The 15,191-nt window shown below is 67.6% G+C and carries 16 protein-coding genes; 3 read left to right on the top strand and 13 right to left on the bottom strand.

Annotation, left to right across the window (positions count from 1 at the left end; translation table 11 throughout):
* Positions 1–94: 94 nt before the first annotated feature.
* A complete protein-coding gene (locus CN97_RS03870; RefSeq protein ID WP_035707473.1) occupies positions 95–709 on the bottom strand; it encodes a hypothetical protein in 615 nt (204 codons plus the stop codon).
* A 344-nt stretch (positions 710–1,053) separates the two neighbouring features.
* Between CN97_RS03870 and CN97_RS03865 the strand changes: the two genes are divergently transcribed.
* Both CN97_RS03865 and CN97_RS03860 read left to right on the top strand, forming a co-directional pair.
* Entirely contained in the window at positions 1,054–2,337 is a 1,284-nt protein-coding gene (locus CN97_RS03865; RefSeq protein WP_035707470.1) for a DEAD/DEAH box helicase, read from the top strand.
* A 297-nt stretch (positions 2,338–2,634) separates the two neighbouring features.
* Positions 2,635–3,204 (top strand): thymidine kinase, encoded by a 570-nt coding sequence (locus CN97_RS03860; RefSeq protein ID WP_035707467.1) that lies wholly within the window; start codon positions 2,635–2,637, stop codon positions 3,202–3,204.
* Between the two features lie 261 nt (positions 3,205–3,465).
* Here CN97_RS03860 and rpsD read toward each other — a convergent pair whose 3' ends face one another.
* The 4 genes from rpsD to CN97_RS03840 form a co-directional block, all read right to left on the bottom strand.
* Entirely contained in the window at positions 3,466–4,086 is a 621-nt protein-coding gene (gene rpsD / locus CN97_RS03855; RefSeq protein ID WP_035707465.1) for a 30S ribosomal protein S4, read from the bottom strand.
* 230 nt (positions 4,087–4,316) lie between these two features.
* The gene (locus CN97_RS03850; protein WP_084683978.1) at positions 4,317–4,790 is read right to left on the bottom strand and encodes a VOC family protein; all 474 of its coding nucleotides are present in this window, start codon (positions 4,788–4,790) and stop codon (positions 4,317–4,319) included.
* On the bottom strand, positions 4,790–5,554 hold the full coding sequence (locus tag CN97_RS03845; protein ID WP_035707460.1) for a VOC family protein: 765 nt from the start codon (positions 5,552–5,554) through the stop codon (positions 4,790–4,792). The genes CN97_RS03850 and CN97_RS03845 overlap by 1 nt, the downstream gene beginning before the upstream one ends.
* A gap of 2 nt (positions 5,555–5,556) precedes the next feature.
* The gene (locus CN97_RS03840) at positions 5,557–5,916 is read right to left on the bottom strand and encodes a DUF1428 domain-containing protein (RefSeq protein ID WP_035707458.1); all 360 of its coding nucleotides are present in this window, start codon (positions 5,914–5,916) and stop codon (positions 5,557–5,559) included.
* 64 nt (positions 5,917–5,980) lie between these two features.
* Here CN97_RS03840 and CN97_RS03835 point away from each other — a divergent pair, with 64 nt between their 5' ends.
* On the top strand, positions 5,981–6,415 hold the full coding sequence (locus tag CN97_RS03835) for a MarR family winged helix-turn-helix transcriptional regulator (RefSeq protein WP_035707455.1): 435 nt from the start codon (positions 5,981–5,983) through the stop codon (positions 6,413–6,415).
* On the opposite strand, the gene CN97_RS03830 is transcribed toward CN97_RS03835, so the two are convergent.
* Genes CN97_RS03830 through hutI form a run of 8 tightly spaced genes read right to left on the bottom strand, consistent with a single transcriptional unit; the run spans position 6,412 to position 15,024 of the window.
* Complete coding sequence (locus CN97_RS03830; protein ID WP_088217020.1) at positions 6,412–7,089, bottom strand: UTRA domain-containing protein; 678 nt, start codon at positions 7,087–7,089, stop codon at positions 6,412–6,414. The two genes, CN97_RS03835 and CN97_RS03830, sit on opposite strands and share 4 nt — an antisense overlap.
* Before the next feature lie 38 nt (positions 7,090–7,127).
* Complete coding sequence (locus CN97_RS03825; protein WP_035707449.1) at positions 7,128–8,489, bottom strand: formimidoylglutamate deiminase; 1,362 nt, start codon at positions 8,487–8,489, stop codon at positions 7,128–7,130.
* The gene (locus tag CN97_RS03820) at positions 8,486–9,103 is read right to left on the bottom strand and encodes a HutD/Ves family protein (RefSeq protein WP_035707447.1); all 618 of its coding nucleotides are present in this window, start codon (positions 9,101–9,103) and stop codon (positions 8,486–8,488) included. Before CN97_RS03820 ends, CN97_RS03825 begins: the two co-directional genes overlap by 4 nt.
* Positions 9,100–9,753 (bottom strand): flavin reductase family protein, encoded by a 654-nt coding sequence (locus tag CN97_RS03815; protein ID WP_035707444.1) that lies wholly within the window; start codon positions 9,751–9,753, stop codon positions 9,100–9,102. The genes CN97_RS03820 and CN97_RS03815 overlap by 4 nt, the downstream gene beginning before the upstream one ends.
* A 1-nt stretch (position 9,754) precedes the next feature.
* Entirely contained in the window at positions 9,755–11,431 is a 1,677-nt protein-coding gene (hutU, locus tag CN97_RS03810; protein ID WP_035707441.1) for a urocanate hydratase, read from the bottom strand.
* A 4-nt stretch (positions 11,432–11,435) separates the two neighbouring features.
* A complete protein-coding gene (gene hutG / locus CN97_RS03805) occupies positions 11,436–12,236 on the bottom strand; it encodes an N-formylglutamate deformylase (RefSeq protein WP_035707438.1) in 801 nt (266 codons plus the stop codon).
* A gap of 2 nt (positions 12,237–12,238) precedes the next feature.
* Positions 12,239–13,795 carry a histidine ammonia-lyase gene (hutH, locus tag CN97_RS03800; protein WP_035707436.1) on the bottom strand — a complete coding sequence of 519 codons (1,557 nt, stop codon included), beginning with the start codon at positions 13,793–13,795 and terminating at the stop codon, positions 12,239–12,241.
* Positions 13,792–15,024 (bottom strand): imidazolonepropionase, encoded by a 1,233-nt coding sequence (hutI, locus tag CN97_RS03795; protein WP_035707433.1) that lies wholly within the window; start codon positions 15,022–15,024, stop codon positions 13,792–13,794. The genes hutH and hutI overlap by 4 nt, the downstream gene beginning before the upstream one ends.
* Positions 15,025–15,191: the final 167 nt, after the last annotated feature.

The following is a 15,191-nucleotide window of genomic DNA, read 5'->3' as shown; positions in this document are numbered from 1 at the left end:
CGGAAGCGGGACCGCGCGGGGCATCCGATCCGAACCGGCGACACCCCCGTCGGCTGGCCGGGCAGGACCAAGGCGCAAAGGCGATGCGCCGAAATCAACCGCTGCACATATATAGCGCGCCGCCTACCGCCACGACGGTCACCGCGGCGCCGGCAAGCGCCACCGGACCGCCGACAGTCGCAGCCAGTGCCGCGCCGGCGCCCTGAAGCGCGCTGGCGACATGGGCGGCCGTGCCCGACAGCACCACTGCGCCCGCCTGCTGCGCCAGCGCGCCGAGCAGACCCGGGGGCGATTGCTCAGGCGCAGCGGGTTCCTCCACCCGGATGCCCAGACCGGAGACCGCCATGACTTCCCCTGCCGTCGCCTTCACCCCCCGGCAGATCAGGCCCGGCTTCCTGCAGCGCCCATATCCATCCCGCGCGCCGGTGGCGAAGCCCGTGTATTGCTCCGCCTCCGAATCCCAGACGGCGCAGAACACGCCCCTTTGCGTGTCGTCGAGGTCGGGGGTGAGTTGGCGGAGCACGATGAGGCCGGGACAGGTCGCCCCCTTGGCGAACCAGCCCTCCCGGTAGGAGGACCAGACATCCTCCTCATCATCGAAGGTCAGCGCCACAGGCTCCCCGTTCACCCGCGTCTCGCAGGTGCGCAAGGCGGCATGGGCAGGAAGCGACAGCAACAGCAGGACAAGAACGGCAGCGAATCGGAGCATGGGGGAAAACGCCGGTTTTTCGGATACATACCACAGACGGGACGCTGCGGCAGGCCCTGCCCCACCGTCATTCCATGGGGATGTGGCTTGACTTTCGGGCCGCTTTGGACCATCTTCCGGCGATCCGTTCCGCTGCCGCGTGAGCAGGCCCGGCCAAAGCGCCGCCCGGACGGATGAGAATTTCCCGGTTCCCATATCACGCAGGGGCGCCGCGTCCAGACGGCCCGCCGGTATCCGCCGGAGGGTGAGGCCTCGGACGCCACTCTTGCCACCCGGCCCTCCGCGCTCCCCGCGGGGGCCTGACCGATGACGCGCGTCCGCGCCCGTTGCCCCGAAAGGCACAGATGACACAGTTCGATACTCTCGGCCTCGACAAGAGGCTGCTCACCACCCTTGCCAAGCAGGGGCTTACCCAACCCACCCCGATTCAGTCCGGGGCCATTCCCCATGCCATGCAGGGCCGCGACGTGATGGGCCTGGCCCAGACCGGCACCGGCAAGACGGCAGCCTTCGGCCTGCCGATCCTGCACCGGCTGCTGAACATGGGCAAACCGCCCGCGCCCATGACGGTGCGCGCACTGATCCTCGCCCCCACGCGGGAGCTTGTGAACCAGATCGCGGAGAACCTTGAACTCTACGCCGGCACCTCGCCCATCCGGGTGCAGCGCATCATGGGCGGTTCCTCGCTCCATGCGCAGGCCACTCGGCTGCGCCGCGGGACGGATATCCTCGTGGCCACGCCCGGCCGCCTGATCGACCTGCTGGAGCGGGAGGCGCTGACGCTGGAGCAGACGGGCTATCTCGTGCTGGACGAGGCGGACCAGATGCTGGACCTCGGCTTCATCCATGCGCTGCGCAAGATCGCCCGGCATCTGCCCGTGCGGCGCCAGACGCTGCTGTTCTCGGCCACCATGCCGAAGCAGATGGAAGAACTGGCACAGACCTACCTGCGTGATCCGGTCCGGGTGGAGGTTTCGCCCCCCGGCAAGGCCGCGGACAAGATCGACCAGTCGGTCTACTTCGTGAATCAGGGCGACAAGGCGACGCTGCTGAAATCGCAGCTCGACACCCATCCGGGTGAAATGGCTCTGGTCTTTTCGCGTACCAAGCATGGCGCGGAAAAGCTGATGAAGCATCTCGACGCTTCCGGCTATGCGGCCGGATCCATCCACGGCAACAAAAGCCAGAACCATCGGGAGCGCACGCTGAAAGCCTTCCGCGATGGCGAGCTGAAGGTGCTGGTCGCCACGGATGTCGCGGCGCGGGGCATCGACATTCCGGGTGTACGTCACGTCTACAACTACGACATGCCGAACGTGCCGGAGAACTATGTCCACCGCATCGGCCGCACGGCGCGGGCCGGGGCGGACGGGCGGGCCGTGGCTTTCTGTGCTCCCGCCGAGATCTCGGAACTGCGCGCGATCGAAAAGGTGATGAAGATCGCCATTCCGGTTGCAGGCGGCGAACCGCCCGTGGGCGAGCCGCAGAAGCGGGCACAGGGCAGGCCGCAGGGCGGTGACCGCCGCGGGGGGCCGGGGCGTAACACCCCCAGCAACGGCAACGGCCGTCCGGCACGGCGTCCCTCGCGCCGCCCGAAGCGGGAACAGCGCGCCACCGCGGGGGCATGATCCTCGCCGCGCGCGGCGCAGCAGGACCAAGGTCCCCGCGCCGCGCAGAGGCGCAACCGGTTTCGCGCCCCGCCTTGACATCATGGCTTCGCTGCCAGGCGGCGGCGGACCCACCCCTTGCGCCGTGATTTCCTGCCGCGAGGCTCCCCTTTGCGCTCCGGCGGGAGCGACTGCCGCCGCAGGGATGGCATTTCTGCATATGGATATGCCGCCGACCGGGAGTGTGGAGATGGCGTCCCCGTTATGCAAGGCGATCAGTCAGGCGATCCGCACCTCATAAATTCGCTGTAAGTTTGCATGGCAAAGCTCTTTCTCCACTACTCGACCATGAACGCGGGCAAGTCGACCGCGCTGCTGCAAGCCGCGCACAATTACCGCGAGCGGGGGATGGAGGTATTGCTCCTCACTTCCGCCGTCGATGACAGGGCCGGCCCGGGGCGGATCGCGTCCCGCATCGGTATCTCCTCCGCCGCCGAATGTTTCGTGCCGGAGGACGATCTTTTCCACAGGATCGCGGAGCGGGCGCCCCTCGCCTGCGTCTTTGTCGATGAAGCGCAGTTCCTGACCGCGCAGCAGGCGTGGCAGCTCGCCCGCGCGGTGGACGATCTGGACATTCCCGTGATGTGCTACGGCCTCCGCACCGATTTCAGGGGCGATCTTTTTCCCGGTTCCGCAGCGCTTCTGGCACTGGCGGACGAGATACGGGAGGTCCGCACCGTCTGTCACTGCGGGCGCAAGGCGACGATGGTGGTGCGGCTCGGCCCGGATGGGGCGGCGGCGCGCGAAGGTTCGCAGGTGCAGATCGGCGGCAATGAGAGTTACGTCTCCCTCTGCCGCCGCCACTGGCGCGCGGCGATGGGCGACTGACCTGCGACGCATCCGTCCGGGAGGGGGCAGCCTCACACCCCATGCATCGCGCGAGCTTCCGCTCTGACGGCAGGAGAGCCGCCGGGAGAACCCGGCAGGGCGGATTGCTGCGGATTGCGAAAAAGCCTCACGATGCAGAGCCGTCCTGCGCTCTTTCCGCGATGAGCCTCTCCCACCGGGCCTGCCTACAACGAATTCCCAAAAGCAAAGGGCCGCGCCGGGGAGGCGCAGCCCTTCACAAAGCACAAGATACGGAAGAACTCAGTTCTTCGCGTAGAATTCGACGACGAGGTTCGGCTCCATACGGACCGGGTACGGCACATCGCCCAGCTGGGGCGTGCGCACGAAGGTCGCGGTCAGTTTGGAGTGGTCGACTTCGAGGTAGTCCGGCACGTCACGTTCGGTCAGCTGGACGGCTTCCAGAACGATGGCGAGTTGTTTGGACTTGTCGCGAACCGCGATCACGTCGCCTTCCTTCACACGGTAGGAGGCGATGTTCACCCGCTGGCCGTTCACGGTCACATGGCCGTGGTTGACGAACTGACGGGCGGCGAACACGGTCGGAACGAACTTCGCGCGATACACGACAGCGTCGAGACGACGCTCCAGCAGGCCAACCAGGTTTTCGCCGGTATCGCCACGGACGCGCTCGGCTTCCGCATAGATGCGACGGAACTGTTTCTCGGTCAGGTCGCCGTAGTAGCCCTTCAGCTTCTGCTTGGCGCGCAGCTGCGTACCGAAGTCGGAGAGCTTGTTCTTGCGACGCTGGCCGTGTTGGCCGGGGCCGTATTCACGCTTGTTCACCGGGGACTTCGGACGGCCCCAGATGTTTTCGCCCATGCGGCGGTCGATCTTGTACTTGGCAGAGGTGCGTTTGGTCACCGCTGATCTCCTTCGATATGGCCCGAAGGCCGTGAAGGGCGTTGTCCTTTCCCTTGCGGGCGACAGGATTCCCCTCGCGGGGTCCACCAACACCAATGATTCCGCGCCCCTGAGGGGGCCGGACGCGGCGGCTTATATCGCGGCGTCCGGTCTGTCAATGCGGTGGCGTGGATTCATCCGACCGCGGGAGGCGATACGCGGCGGAAAGCACGCATTCGTCGGAGCGGGTCTCACCCCTTCGATGCGGCCTCCAGCGAAGCGATATCGAGCTTCACCATCCGCATCATCGCTTCCGCCACGCGTCTTGCGGCTTCCTTGTCGGGTTGAGCCATCAGTTCGGTCAAGCGGCGGGGCACGATCTGCCAGGAAAGCCCCCAGCGGTCCCGGATCCACCCGCATGCGACCGGCGTTCCGCCGCCATCGGCGATGGCGGACCACAACCCGTCAACCTCCGCCTGATCGTCGCAGAGCAGCGTGATCGAAAAGGCGGGGGTGAACGGCTCGCCATCCCCCGCCTCCATTGCCTGATACCGCTGATCGCCCAGGTGAAAGGTCGCCACACGCACGCTGCCCGGCGGCCCGGCGGGGCTGTCGGCGGCCATGGTCCATAGCGTATCGACGCCCGAGTCGGGGATGAGCGAGGTATAGAACGCCAGCGCTTCATCCATGCCGTCCGCAAACCACAGCGTCTGCACCACTTCCATCACGCCCCTCCCTTCGGGCCGACGAGCCCGAACGCCGCGCCTTCGGGATCGCTTGCAACCACGATCCAGTCCCCGCCCGGCACCTCCATCGGGCCGTACCGGACCTTGCCCCCGGCCTGCGTCAAGCGTTCCGTAGCCGCGGCCACGTCATCGACGCCGAAGTAGAACAGCCATGCAGGCGGCGGGGCTGAGGCATCCCCGTTCATCACCGCGCCGAGCACCGTCTCTCCCTGCTGGATGAAGCGGTAATCGCCCTGTTCGGGAGAGATCGGCATGCCGTCTCCCGCCGTCCAGCCGAACAGTGTCCCGTAGAAGCCAAGCGCGGCCGCCTGATCCGAGGTTGTGAGCTCGTTCCAGCGGCAATGGCCGGAACTGTCATGGAAGGCACGGCTTTCCCAGCCGTCCTGAAGGGACATGAGAGCAAAGGTCGCTCCCTGCGGGTCTGTGAGGACGGCAAGACGCCCTGCCGCAGGATTGTCCATCGGTCCGGCCAGCAGCTTGCCCCCGGCCTCCTTCGTCGCTGCGGCCGCTGCATCCACATCGCTGACGGCAATGTAGGAGATCCAGCCCACGGGCATATCCGCCGTCGCCGGAAACAGGCCACCCAACATCTCGTCCCCGGTGAGCAGCAGGCGATAGCCGGGTCGGCCGGCATCCGAGTCCTGGATGGTCCAGCCCAGCAGCGCCCCATAGAAGGCCCCTGCCCGCTCCGGCTCACGGGTCATCAACTCATACCACACCGGATCGCCATGACGGTTCGCCATGGTCAGACCACGACGTCGATGATGACCTCAAACCCGCCGAATATCATGCGCTTGCCGTCAAAGGGCATGCTCTTGCCCATCTCCTCCATGCGCGGATCGGACATCATCTTCTCGTAGACGGAATCCCGGACGGCGCGGGAGGGGAATTCCATCCAGCTTAGCACGACCTCCTCCCCCTTCTCCGCGTTGACGGCGCGGCGGAAGTCGGTCCACTTGCCCTCCTTCACGTCGTCGCCCCAGGCTTCCACGACACGGGTGGCACCGAATTCGCGGAATATCACCGCGGCTTGCTCCGCATGCTTGCGATATTCCTCCCGCCGGTCGGCGGGGACGGCCAGAATGAAACCTTCGACGTAGGACATTGTACTCTCCTCCCTGAAGAATCGCTTCCTTGACTAATTAAGTTGATATCAACATAAATAGGCAATGTCAAAGAAAGTTCCCTTCGAGACCACGCTTGCCGTCCATGATACCTGCCTTTGCCTGCATGTGCAGCGCGCGGCCCGCCGCCTTGCACGGCGGTTTGACGACGCGCTCCGGCCCTTCGGCCTGTCCAATGGCCAGTTCTCCCTGCTCATGGCACTGAACCAACCGGAACCGCCGATACTGGGGCGGGTGGCGGAGATCCTCGCCATGGACCGCACGACACTGACCGCGGCATTGAAGCCGCTGGAGCGGGACGGCCTGGCGACCAGCACACCCGACACAAAGGACAAGCGGCAGCGGCGGCTCGCGCTGACCGAAGCGGGCCATGCGCAGCTGCTCGCGGCGCTTCCCGTCTGGCACCGGACCCATGCAGAACTGACATCGGCGCTGGCCGATGAGGACGACCGTCTGCGCAGGCTGCTTGCCGCGCTTTAGCCCGTGGAGAGGGCGAGGTCGATACGGTGTCCGGGGGCGAAGAACTGCCGGACATGGGTGATGACGGCTGCGTCCCGCCGGGTGGAACGTTCAACGACAAGCAGCGCCGCGCCCGCTGCCGCGCCCAGATATCTCGCCACCTCCGCCTCCGCCGCCTCGGCGGAGATACGCATGTCGCCGGCGCTGAAGGGGGTATTTTCCACGAGCCATTCATTGGCGCTGACCCGCTCCAGATCGACGGAGAGGATCTCCGGCACGGCGGCAGGGTTGATCCAGCGGTCCTCGAACACATGCGGTGCATCATCCGCAAGATGCAGGGAGCAAAGGTGCAGGAGCGGGCGCGCCGGATCGAGTCCCAGCCGCAGCGCCAGCGGCAGCGGCGGCGGCTCCGTCGCGCGGGAGATCAGCCGATAGCCATAGGCCGCGCCGCTTTCCTCAACATCGCGGTGGAGGACGGGGATCTCAAGCTGCGCCCGACCCGCCGGCGCCGCGGCGACGCGGGTGCCCGCGCGGCGGCGGCGCTCCAGCACACCCGCCGCCGCGAGATCGCGGAGCGCGCGGTTCACCGTCGCCCGGGCGCAGCCGAACTCGACGGCGAGATCGGCCTCGTTCGGGATGGCGGCACCGGGCGGCCATTCGCGGGCGCGGATGCGGCGCAGCACCTCGTCCCGGATCGCCTGCCACGACGAGGCGGCGCGTATCTGCGCGACAGTCAGAGCCGAGCCCTCAGCCGGGCCAGCGTTTCGCGGTAGCGGGCGGCGATACGGTCCCGCGAAACATGCCGCCCGTCCCTGACCACATGGCGCCCGGCGGACCAGACATCGCTCACCATCCTGTCATCGCCCGCGAAGATGTAGCTGTCGAGGATCACATCCCCCCGCCGACCCTCCAGATCCACGGCCCCGCCGTCCAGCGCCACCAGATCCGCCCAGAGACCCGGCGCAATGCCTCCCGCGGCGCGACCTGCCGCCTGCGCGCCGCCCTTGGCCGCGCCTTCGAACAGCACCCGGCCCGTGGAGCGCTTCTGCTCCGCCAGAACGGCGCGGGCGCGGTCGCGCAGCCGCTGGGAATATTCCAGCGTGCGAAGTTCCTCCGCCAGCGCGATGCGGACGTTGGAGTCCGAGCCGACACCGAACGCGCCGCCCGCCTCCAGAAACCGCCGCCCGTCGAAGATCCCGTCCCCAAGGTTCGATTCCGTGATCGGACAAAGCCCCGCCACCGCCCCGGAGCGGGCCATCGCCTCCGTCTCCGTCGGCTCCATCTGCGTGGCATGGATCAGGCACCAGCGCTCATCCACAGCGGCATTGTCGAGCAGCCAGCGCACCGGGCGGGCACCGCGATGGGCCAGAACCTCCTCCACCTCCGCCACCTGCTCGGCCACATGGATGTGCACCGGCCCGTCGGGCACGAGCGGCAGAACCGCCGCCAACCCTTCCGGATCCACGGCGCGGAGCGAATGCGGCGCAATGCCGATGCGCGCGTCGCCGGGGAGCGTTGCCACCGCCCGCGCGGCTGCGGCATGCAACACGGAGAAACTGTCGGGCGTGTTGAAGAACCGCATCTGCCCCGGACCCAGCGGGCGCCGGTCGCAGCCGCCATACTGGTAGAACACCGGCAGCAGGGTCAGCCCGATCCCGGTATCGGCGGCGGCCGTCACGATCCGGGCCGACATTTCTGCCGGATCGGCATAGGGGGCTCCGTTGGGCGCATTGTGAAGGTAGTGGAACTCCGCCACGGCGGCATAGCCTGCCTCCAGCATCTCCACCTGGACGAGCGCGGCGATAGCCTCGACATCGTCCGGCGTCAGGTGATCGAGGAAACGGTACATGAGCCCCCGCCACGTCCAGAAGCTGTCCTTCGGATCGGGGCCGCGCCGTTCGGTCAGGCCCGCCATCGCGCGCTGAAACGCATGCGAATGCAGGTTGACCGGCGCGGGCAGCAGGATCGGATGACGCTCGCCCTCCGCTTCCGTCCCGCAGGTGACGGAGAGAATGCGGCCCGCCGCGATCTCGATCCGCACACCGTCGCGCCAGCCCTCCGGCGTCAAGGCAGTTTCGGCCCAAAGGATGGTCATGGCAGGGTCTCCAGCCGGATGAGCAGAACCTCCGCACCGCCCGGCAGATGCAGCGTCTCGTCCCCTTCAGGTATCAGCGTGTCGAAGCGGGCGACGTCAATCCCATTCAGGGTGAACGCGGTCAGGGCAAAAAGAAGAACGTGGTCCACCCCCGGCACACTGCCGGGATCACCCGCCGGCAGGTCGCCAGCGCTTCGTGCCGCGCGGGGGGCATGGTCAGAACTTTCGCGCGGACCCGGTATCACGGCGGGGCCGCTCTGCCGTGTCACCTCGTGCGAGAGCCTTCCCCGGCGCGTCATGACGTTCAGGTCCGTCACCTCTCCCGCCATCAGGCGGGCGGCGGCGGGCAGGTCGCCGGGGAAGGCAAAGGGCGCGCCGGGTGTCAGGCGCGCCTCCTGCCCTGCCACGGCGAGCATGATCCCTGCGCCGGTCAGCACCGTCAGCGTCCTGTCCACACCGGGAAAGGTCGAGAAAGCGCCATCCTCCGACACCGTCGCCATGGAGATCCGCCAGTCGAACTCCCCTGCGTCCGGCGCGCGCGCGATCTCCTGCGTGACGCCGGCACCGTTCCTCCACGGCTGGGTCAGGTAACCCGCAGCGGGAAGATGTTTCATGCCTTGCCCTCAAGCCCGGCGGCAGCCGCGCCCGAAGCTCCCGGCACACGCATCTCGAAGGTCTCGCCGATGGCGGCGTAGTCGTAGTAGCCCATCCGGGCCAAGGGGCGGATGCGGGGATAGTCGAGCTTTCCCTCCGGGGTGAGGACGCTGTCCTTTACGTGGATGCGGATCACCTCGCCATAGACCACCTCCACCCAGCCGTGGTTCGAATTCCCGCGCAGGCGGTGGGTGGAAAGGTAGCGGCATTCAAAATGCGCGGGGCTTTCCGCCACACGGGGACCGGGGGCCTCTACACAGGGTTCCGCGGTGACACCGGCACGGAGGAACTCGTCATCCCCCTCCGGCCATTCGGCGGCCGAGATGTTCACCGCCTCCCGCAGTTCCCACGTCGCCATGTTCCACACGAACCAGCCGGTCTCCTCGGCATTGACTACGGAATGCTTGCGGCGGCCATCGGAGTACTGGTTGGCGGCGAACATCACCATCGGCGGGTCGAAGGTCAGGTTCTGCCACTGGCTGTAGGGGGCGAGGTTCGCCACCCCGGATCGGGAGACGGTGGAGATCCAGCCGATAGGGCGCGGCACTGTACAGGCCTTGAAAGGCGAGAACGGCAGCGGGCAGGCTTCGCGTCCGGGAGCATAGTCCATCTCAGTTCCCCAGTATGCCGGGCAGGCGCAGCCCGTGTTCCTTCGCGCAGTCGATGGCAATGTCGTAACCCGCATCGGCGTGGCGCATCACACCCGTTGCCGGGTCGTTCCACAGCACTCGTTCGATCCGGCGCGCGGCATCCTCCGTCCCGTCGCAGCAGATGACCATCCCGGCATGCTGGCTGAACCCCATGCCGACGCCGCCGCCGTGATGCAGCGACACCCAGGTCGCGCCGGAGGCCGTGTTCAGCAGCGCGTTCAGCAGCGGCCAGTCCGACACGGTGTCGGACCCGTCGCGCATCGCTTCCGTCTCCCGGTTTGGGCTGGCGACGGAGCCGGAATCGAGGTGATCGCGCCCGATGACCACGGGGGCCTTCAGCTCACCCTTGGCCACCATCTCGTTGAAAGCGAGGCCCAGCCGGTGCCGGTCGCCCAGCCCCACCCAGCAGATCCGCGCAGGCAGGCCCTGAAAGGCGATCCGCTCCGCCGCCATGTCCAGCCAGTTGTGCAGATGCGGGTTGTCGGGGATCAGTTCCTTCACCTTGGCGTCGGTTTTCGCGATGTCCTCCGGATCGCCCGAGAGCGCCGCCCAGCGGAACGGCCCGATCCCCCGGCAGAACAGCGGCCGGATGCAGGCGGGGACGAAGCCGGGGAAGGCAAAGGCCCGCTCGAACCCCTCCTCCAGCGCCATCTGGCGGATGTTGTTGCCGTAATCCACCGTGGGCACGCCCGCGTCGTGGAAGCCCACCATCGCCTCCACATGCCGGCGCATGGAGGCGCGGGCGGCGCGATCCACCGCCTCCGGGTCGCTCTCCTGCTGCGCACGCCATTCGGCGACGCTCCAGCCTTCGGGCAGGTAGCCGTGCACGGGATCATGGGCGGAGGTCTGGTCGGTCACGATATCGGGGCGGATGCCGCGTTTCAGCAGTTCGGGAAAGATCTCCGCCGCATTACCCAGCAGGCCCACGGACTTTGCCTCCCCCGCCTTGGTCCAGCGGTCGATCTTTTCCAGCGCCTCGTCCAGCGTGTGGGCCTTTTCGTCGACGTAGCGGGTGCGCAGGCGGAAATCTATGCGGCTTTCGTCGCATTCGACCGCCAGACAGCAGGCCCCGGCCATCACGGCGGCCAGCGGCTGCGCGCCGCCCATGCCGCCCAAACCACCGGTCAACACCCATTTGCCCTTGAGATCGCCATTGTAGTGCTGACGGCCCAGCTCCACGAAGGTCTCGTAGGTGCCCTGCACGATGCCCTGCGCACCGATGTAGATCCACGACCCGGCCGTCATCTGGCCGTACATCATCAGGCCCTTGCGATCGAGTTCGTTGAAATGCTGCCAGTTCGCCCAATGCGGGACGATGTTGGAATTGGCGATCAGCACGCGCGGCGCATCCTTGTGGGTGCGGAACACGCCCACCGGCTTGCCGGATTGCACGAGCAGCGTCTCATCATCGTCGAGCGTCTTCAGCGTCGCCACGATCCGGTCGAAATCGGCCCATGTCCGCGCCGCCCGCCCGATGCCGCCATAGACCACGAGGTCGTGCGGCCGCTCCGCCACATCGGGGTGGAGGTTGTTCATCAACATGCGCAGCGGCGCTTCGGTGAGCCAGCTTTTCGCGTTCAGCTCCGTTCCCGTGGGGGGAAGGATGTCGCGCTGATTGTGGCGGGGATCGGCGTTCATGGCGTTACTCCTTGCGGGCAAGCTCGGGCGCAAGCGCGGCGAGGTGGTGGAGGATGCGGGAAAGATGCGGGCGGAGCCGCGCGGCCTTCGCCGCGTCATAGGCGAAGGGATGGGCTTCGGCGGAGAGGTGGGTGGACTGGGCAAGCTCCATCTGTATCGCGTGGATGCCCTCACGGGGCCGCCCGTAGTGGCGCGTCGTCCAGCCACCCTTGAAGCGGCCGTTCAGCACATGCGTGTAGCCCGCCGCCGCCGTGGTGACGCCGGTCACGGCCTCCGCCACCTGCGGCGCGCAGGTCGCACCGTTGTTCGTGCCCACGTTGAAGTCAGGCAGTGTGCCCTCGAACAGGAAGGGAATGTGGCTGCGAATCGAATGGCAGTCATAGAGGATCGCCACGCCGTGCCTGGCCCGCACCCGCTCCACCTGCGCGGCAAGTGCTGCGTGATAGGGCGCATGAAAGGCCAGCCGCCGCCGCTCGACCTCCGCCGCATCCGGCGTCTCCGCCCAGATCGGGTTGCCGTCGAAATCGGTGAGCGGCACGAGGCCGGTGGTGTTCTGGCCGGGATACAGGCTCTCCCCCGACGGATCGCGGTTCGCGTCGATCACGTAGCGGTGGAACAGCGCCCTGACCGTGGTGACACCGGGCAGCAGCCCCGCGTAGAGCCGCTCGATATGCCAGTCCGTATCGTCCAGCCCCCGGCCCCGGTCGTTCAGCTTTGCCGCCACGTCCTCCGGCAGCCAGATGCCGGTGTGCGGCAGGCCGAGGATGACAGGCCCATCGCCTTCGGAAATCTCGAATACCTGCATCGTCATCCCTCCGGTCCCGCCTCCAGCCCCGCCCCCAGCCCGGGCAGCATGTCGGTGACCGGCGCGGTCAGCGCGCCGCTGGCCACCAGCGCCGCCGCCGCCGCCAGATCGGGGGCCATGTAGCGGTCCTGCGTCAGCGTCGGCACCGTGCCGCGCACCACGGCCATCACCCTGCCAAGGCCGGGGCTGGTGGCCAGCGGCGCGCGGAATTCGATGCCCTGTGTGGCGGTCAGCGCCTCGATGCCCAGAATGGCGTTCAGGTTCTCCACCATCCGCAGAAGCCGCCGCGCGCCGTGGCAGGCCATGGAGACATGATCCTCCTGATTGGCCGAAGTGGGCGTGGAATCGACGGATGCGGGGTGCGTCATCTGCTTGTTTTCGCTCATCAACGCGGCGGAGGTGACTTCCGCGATCATCAGCCCGGAGTTCAGCCCCGGCTCGGCCGCGAGAAACGCGGGCAGCCCGAAGGACAGCGCCGGATCCACCAGCAGCGCGATCCGCCGCTGGGCGATCGCCCCGATCTCCGACACGGCCAGCGCGAGGATGTCTGCGGCAAAGGCCACCGGTTCCGCATGGAAATTCCCGCCCGACACCACACTGTCATCGGTCAGCACCAGCGGATTGTCCGTCACCGCATTCGCTTCGATTTCGAGCGTCCGCCCCACCTGCCGGATCAGGTCGAGCGCCGCGCCATCCACCTGCGGCTGGCAGCGGATGCAGTAGGGATCCTGCACCCGGGTATCGCCCTCCAGATGGCTTTCGCGGATCTCAGATCCCGCCAGCAGTGACGCCAGCGCCGCGCCTGCGTCGATCTGGCCGCGATGGCCGCGCAAGCGGTGGATCTCCGGATGGAACGGCGCGGACGACCCCATCGCCGCATCGGTGGAAAGCGCGCCCGTCACCAGCGCCGCCTGCGCCGCGCGATGCGCCCCGAACAGCCCCGCCAGCGCCAGCGCGGTAGACACCTGCGTGCCGTTGATGAGCGCAAGGCCCTCCTTCGCGGCCAGAACCACCGGCGACAGACCCGCCCGGGCCAGCGCCTCCCGCCCCGGAAGGCGGGTGCCGCCGACGACGGCCTCCCCCTCCCCCATCATCACGGCCGCCATATGGGCGAGCGGGGCCAGGTCGCCCGATGCACCCACCGAGCCTTGCCCCGGAATGACCGGCACGACATCCCGCGCCAGCATCTCCTCCAGAAGCATGGTCACCTCCGGCCGCACACCGGAGGCGCCGCGCCCCAGCGATACCAGCTTCAGCGCCAGGATCAGCCGCACCACCGCATCGGGCAGCGGTTCGCCCACGCCACAGCAATGCGACAGGATCAGGTTGCGCTGAAGCGTCGCCGTATCCGCCGCACCGATCCGGATGGAGGCGAGCTTGCCGAAACCGGTGTTGACGCCATAGACGGCCTCGTTCCCCGCGGCGATGGCCGCGATCCGCGCCGCGGCCCGCGCGATACCCGGCGCGGTCGCCGGGTCCAGCCGCGCGGCCACCCCCTCCCGGTAGATGCGTTCCAGTTGGGCAAGCGTCACCTGCCCCGGTACCAGCATGATCGTCATTCGGCAAATCCGCGATAGACCCGCTGATGCGCGGGATTGAATCCCAGCCAGTAGACCAGCTCTGCAGGGGAGCCGATCTGCCATAGGGTGAAGTCGGCGCTCTTGCCCGCCTCCAGCGTACCCGTCTCCGCCAGAAGACCGAGCGCGCGCGCCCCTTCCCGAGTGACCCCGGCCAGACACTCGGCCACCGTCAGTCGAAACAGGGTAGCGCCGAGGTTCATCGTCAGCAGCAGAGAGGTGAGCGGCGAGCTTCCGGGGTTGCAGTCGGTGGCCAGCGCGATGGGCACGCCCGCCTCGCGCAGAGCCGCGACAGGTGGCATCTGCGCCTCCCGGATGGCATAGGTGGCGCCGGGCAGCAGCACCGCGACCGTCCCCGCCGCCTGCATGGCCGCAATACCCGTCGCCTCCAGATATTCCAGATGATCGCAGGAGAGCGCGCCATATCCGGCTGCGAAGGCACTCCCACCCGAATCCGACAATTGTTCCGCATGAAGCTTCACCGGCAGGCCGAGCGCCTGCGCCCTGTCAAAGAGCGGGCGAAGCTCCTCCGTGGTGAAGGCGATCCGCTCGCAGAAGCCATCGACCGCGTCGATCAGCCCCTCCTCATGCCCCTGCTCCAGCCCGGGGATGGCGACCTCCCGGATGTAGTCGGCATTCCGGCCCCGGTAATCGGGCGGCACGGCATGGGCGGCGAGCCATGTCGTCTTCACCCGCACATTCCGCATCCGGCCGAGACGACGCGCCACGCGCAGCATCCGCAGTTCGGCACCGATGTTCAGCCCGTAGCCGGACTTGATCTCGACAGTGGAGGTGCCCTCCGCCAGCATCGCCTCCAGCCGGGGAAGGCTTTCGGCGAGAATACGATCTTCATCCGCCGCATTCACCGCCGTGACGGAGGAGAGGATGCCGCCCCCTGCCCGCGCGATATCCTCGTAGCTCGCCCCGGCCAGGCGCATCTCGAACTCCCGCGCCCGGTTGCCCGCAAAGACCAGATGCGTATGGCAATCCACGAAGGAGGGCAGGATCCATGCCCCTCTGCAATCCGTGACGGCAAGACCCTCCAACCCATCCGGCAGCCCGGCCTCCGGCCCGGCATAGGCGATCCGCCCGTCCCGTACCACCACCGCGCCCCGTTCCACCGGCTCCGCGCCTTCGACCATCGTCAGGAGGCGGGCGTTGCGCCACAGGCCGGAGCCGGTGCCGCCTGCGCCCTCAGAAAAGAGTTCCATGTCGCTCTCCATCCGATTCGCTAAATATGTATATACATATTAGCACCGATTTCGTCCGCCGCTTCCACTTGTTTGGAAACCGGCCCTGCACGCGCGGCACCCCGCGGCGTGATTTCGCTCAGTCTCCGGCGTGGCTCGGGCGGCGGCAGGGCTGCGGCTCGATATCG

Source organism: Haematobacter massiliensis, assembly GCF_000740795.1.
GTDB lineage: Bacteria > Pseudomonadota > Alphaproteobacteria > Rhodobacterales > Rhodobacteraceae > Haematobacter > Haematobacter massiliensis.
This window is presented reverse-complemented; position numbering and strand designations above follow the sequence as displayed.

Coding starts and splice junctions, on each gene's coding strand:
- hutI (WP_035707433.1), bottom strand. CDS start 15,024: ATGGAACTCTTTTCTGAGGGCGCAGGCGGCACCGGCTCCGGCCTGTGG.
- hutH (WP_035707436.1), bottom strand. CDS start 13,795: ATGACGATCATGCTGGTACCGGGGCAGGTGACGCTTGCCCAACTGGAA.
- CN97_RS03860 (WP_035707467.1), top strand. CDS start 2,635: ATGGCAAAGCTCTTTCTCCACTACTCGACCATGAACGCGGGCAAGTCG.
- CN97_RS03840 (WP_035707458.1), bottom strand. CDS start 5,916: ATGTCCTACGTCGAAGGTTTCATTCTGGCCGTCCCCGCCGACCGGCGG.
- CN97_RS03870 (WP_035707473.1), bottom strand. CDS start 709: ATGCTCCGATTCGCTGCCGTTCTTGTCCTGCTGTTGCTGTCGCTTCCT.
- hutG (WP_035707438.1), bottom strand. CDS start 12,236: ATGCAGGTATTCGAGATTTCCGAAGGCGATGGGCCTGTCATCCTCGGC.
- CN97_RS03845 (WP_035707460.1), bottom strand. CDS start 5,554: ATGGCGAACCGTCATGGCGATCCGGTGTGGTATGAGTTGATGACCCGT.
- CN97_RS03815 (WP_035707444.1), bottom strand. CDS start 9,753: ATGGACTATGCTCCCGGACGCGAAGCCTGCCCGCTGCCGTTCTCGCCT.
- hutU (WP_035707441.1), bottom strand. CDS start 11,431: ATGAACGCCGATCCCCGCCACAATCAGCGCGACATCCTTCCCCCCACG.
- CN97_RS03835 (WP_035707455.1), top strand. CDS start 5,981: ATGTCAAAGAAAGTTCCCTTCGAGACCACGCTTGCCGTCCATGATACC.
- CN97_RS03820 (WP_035707447.1), bottom strand. CDS start 9,103: ATGAAACATCTTCCCGCTGCGGGTTACCTGACCCAGCCGTGGAGGAAC.
- CN97_RS03865 (WP_035707470.1), top strand. CDS start 1,054: ATGACACAGTTCGATACTCTCGGCCTCGACAAGAGGCTGCTCACCACC.
- CN97_RS03850 (WP_084683978.1), bottom strand. CDS start 4,790: ATGGAAGTGGTGCAGACGCTGTGGTTTGCGGACGGCATGGATGAAGCG.
- CN97_RS03825 (WP_035707449.1), bottom strand. CDS start 8,489: ATGACCATCCTTTGGGCCGAAACTGCCTTGACGCCGGAGGGCTGGCGC.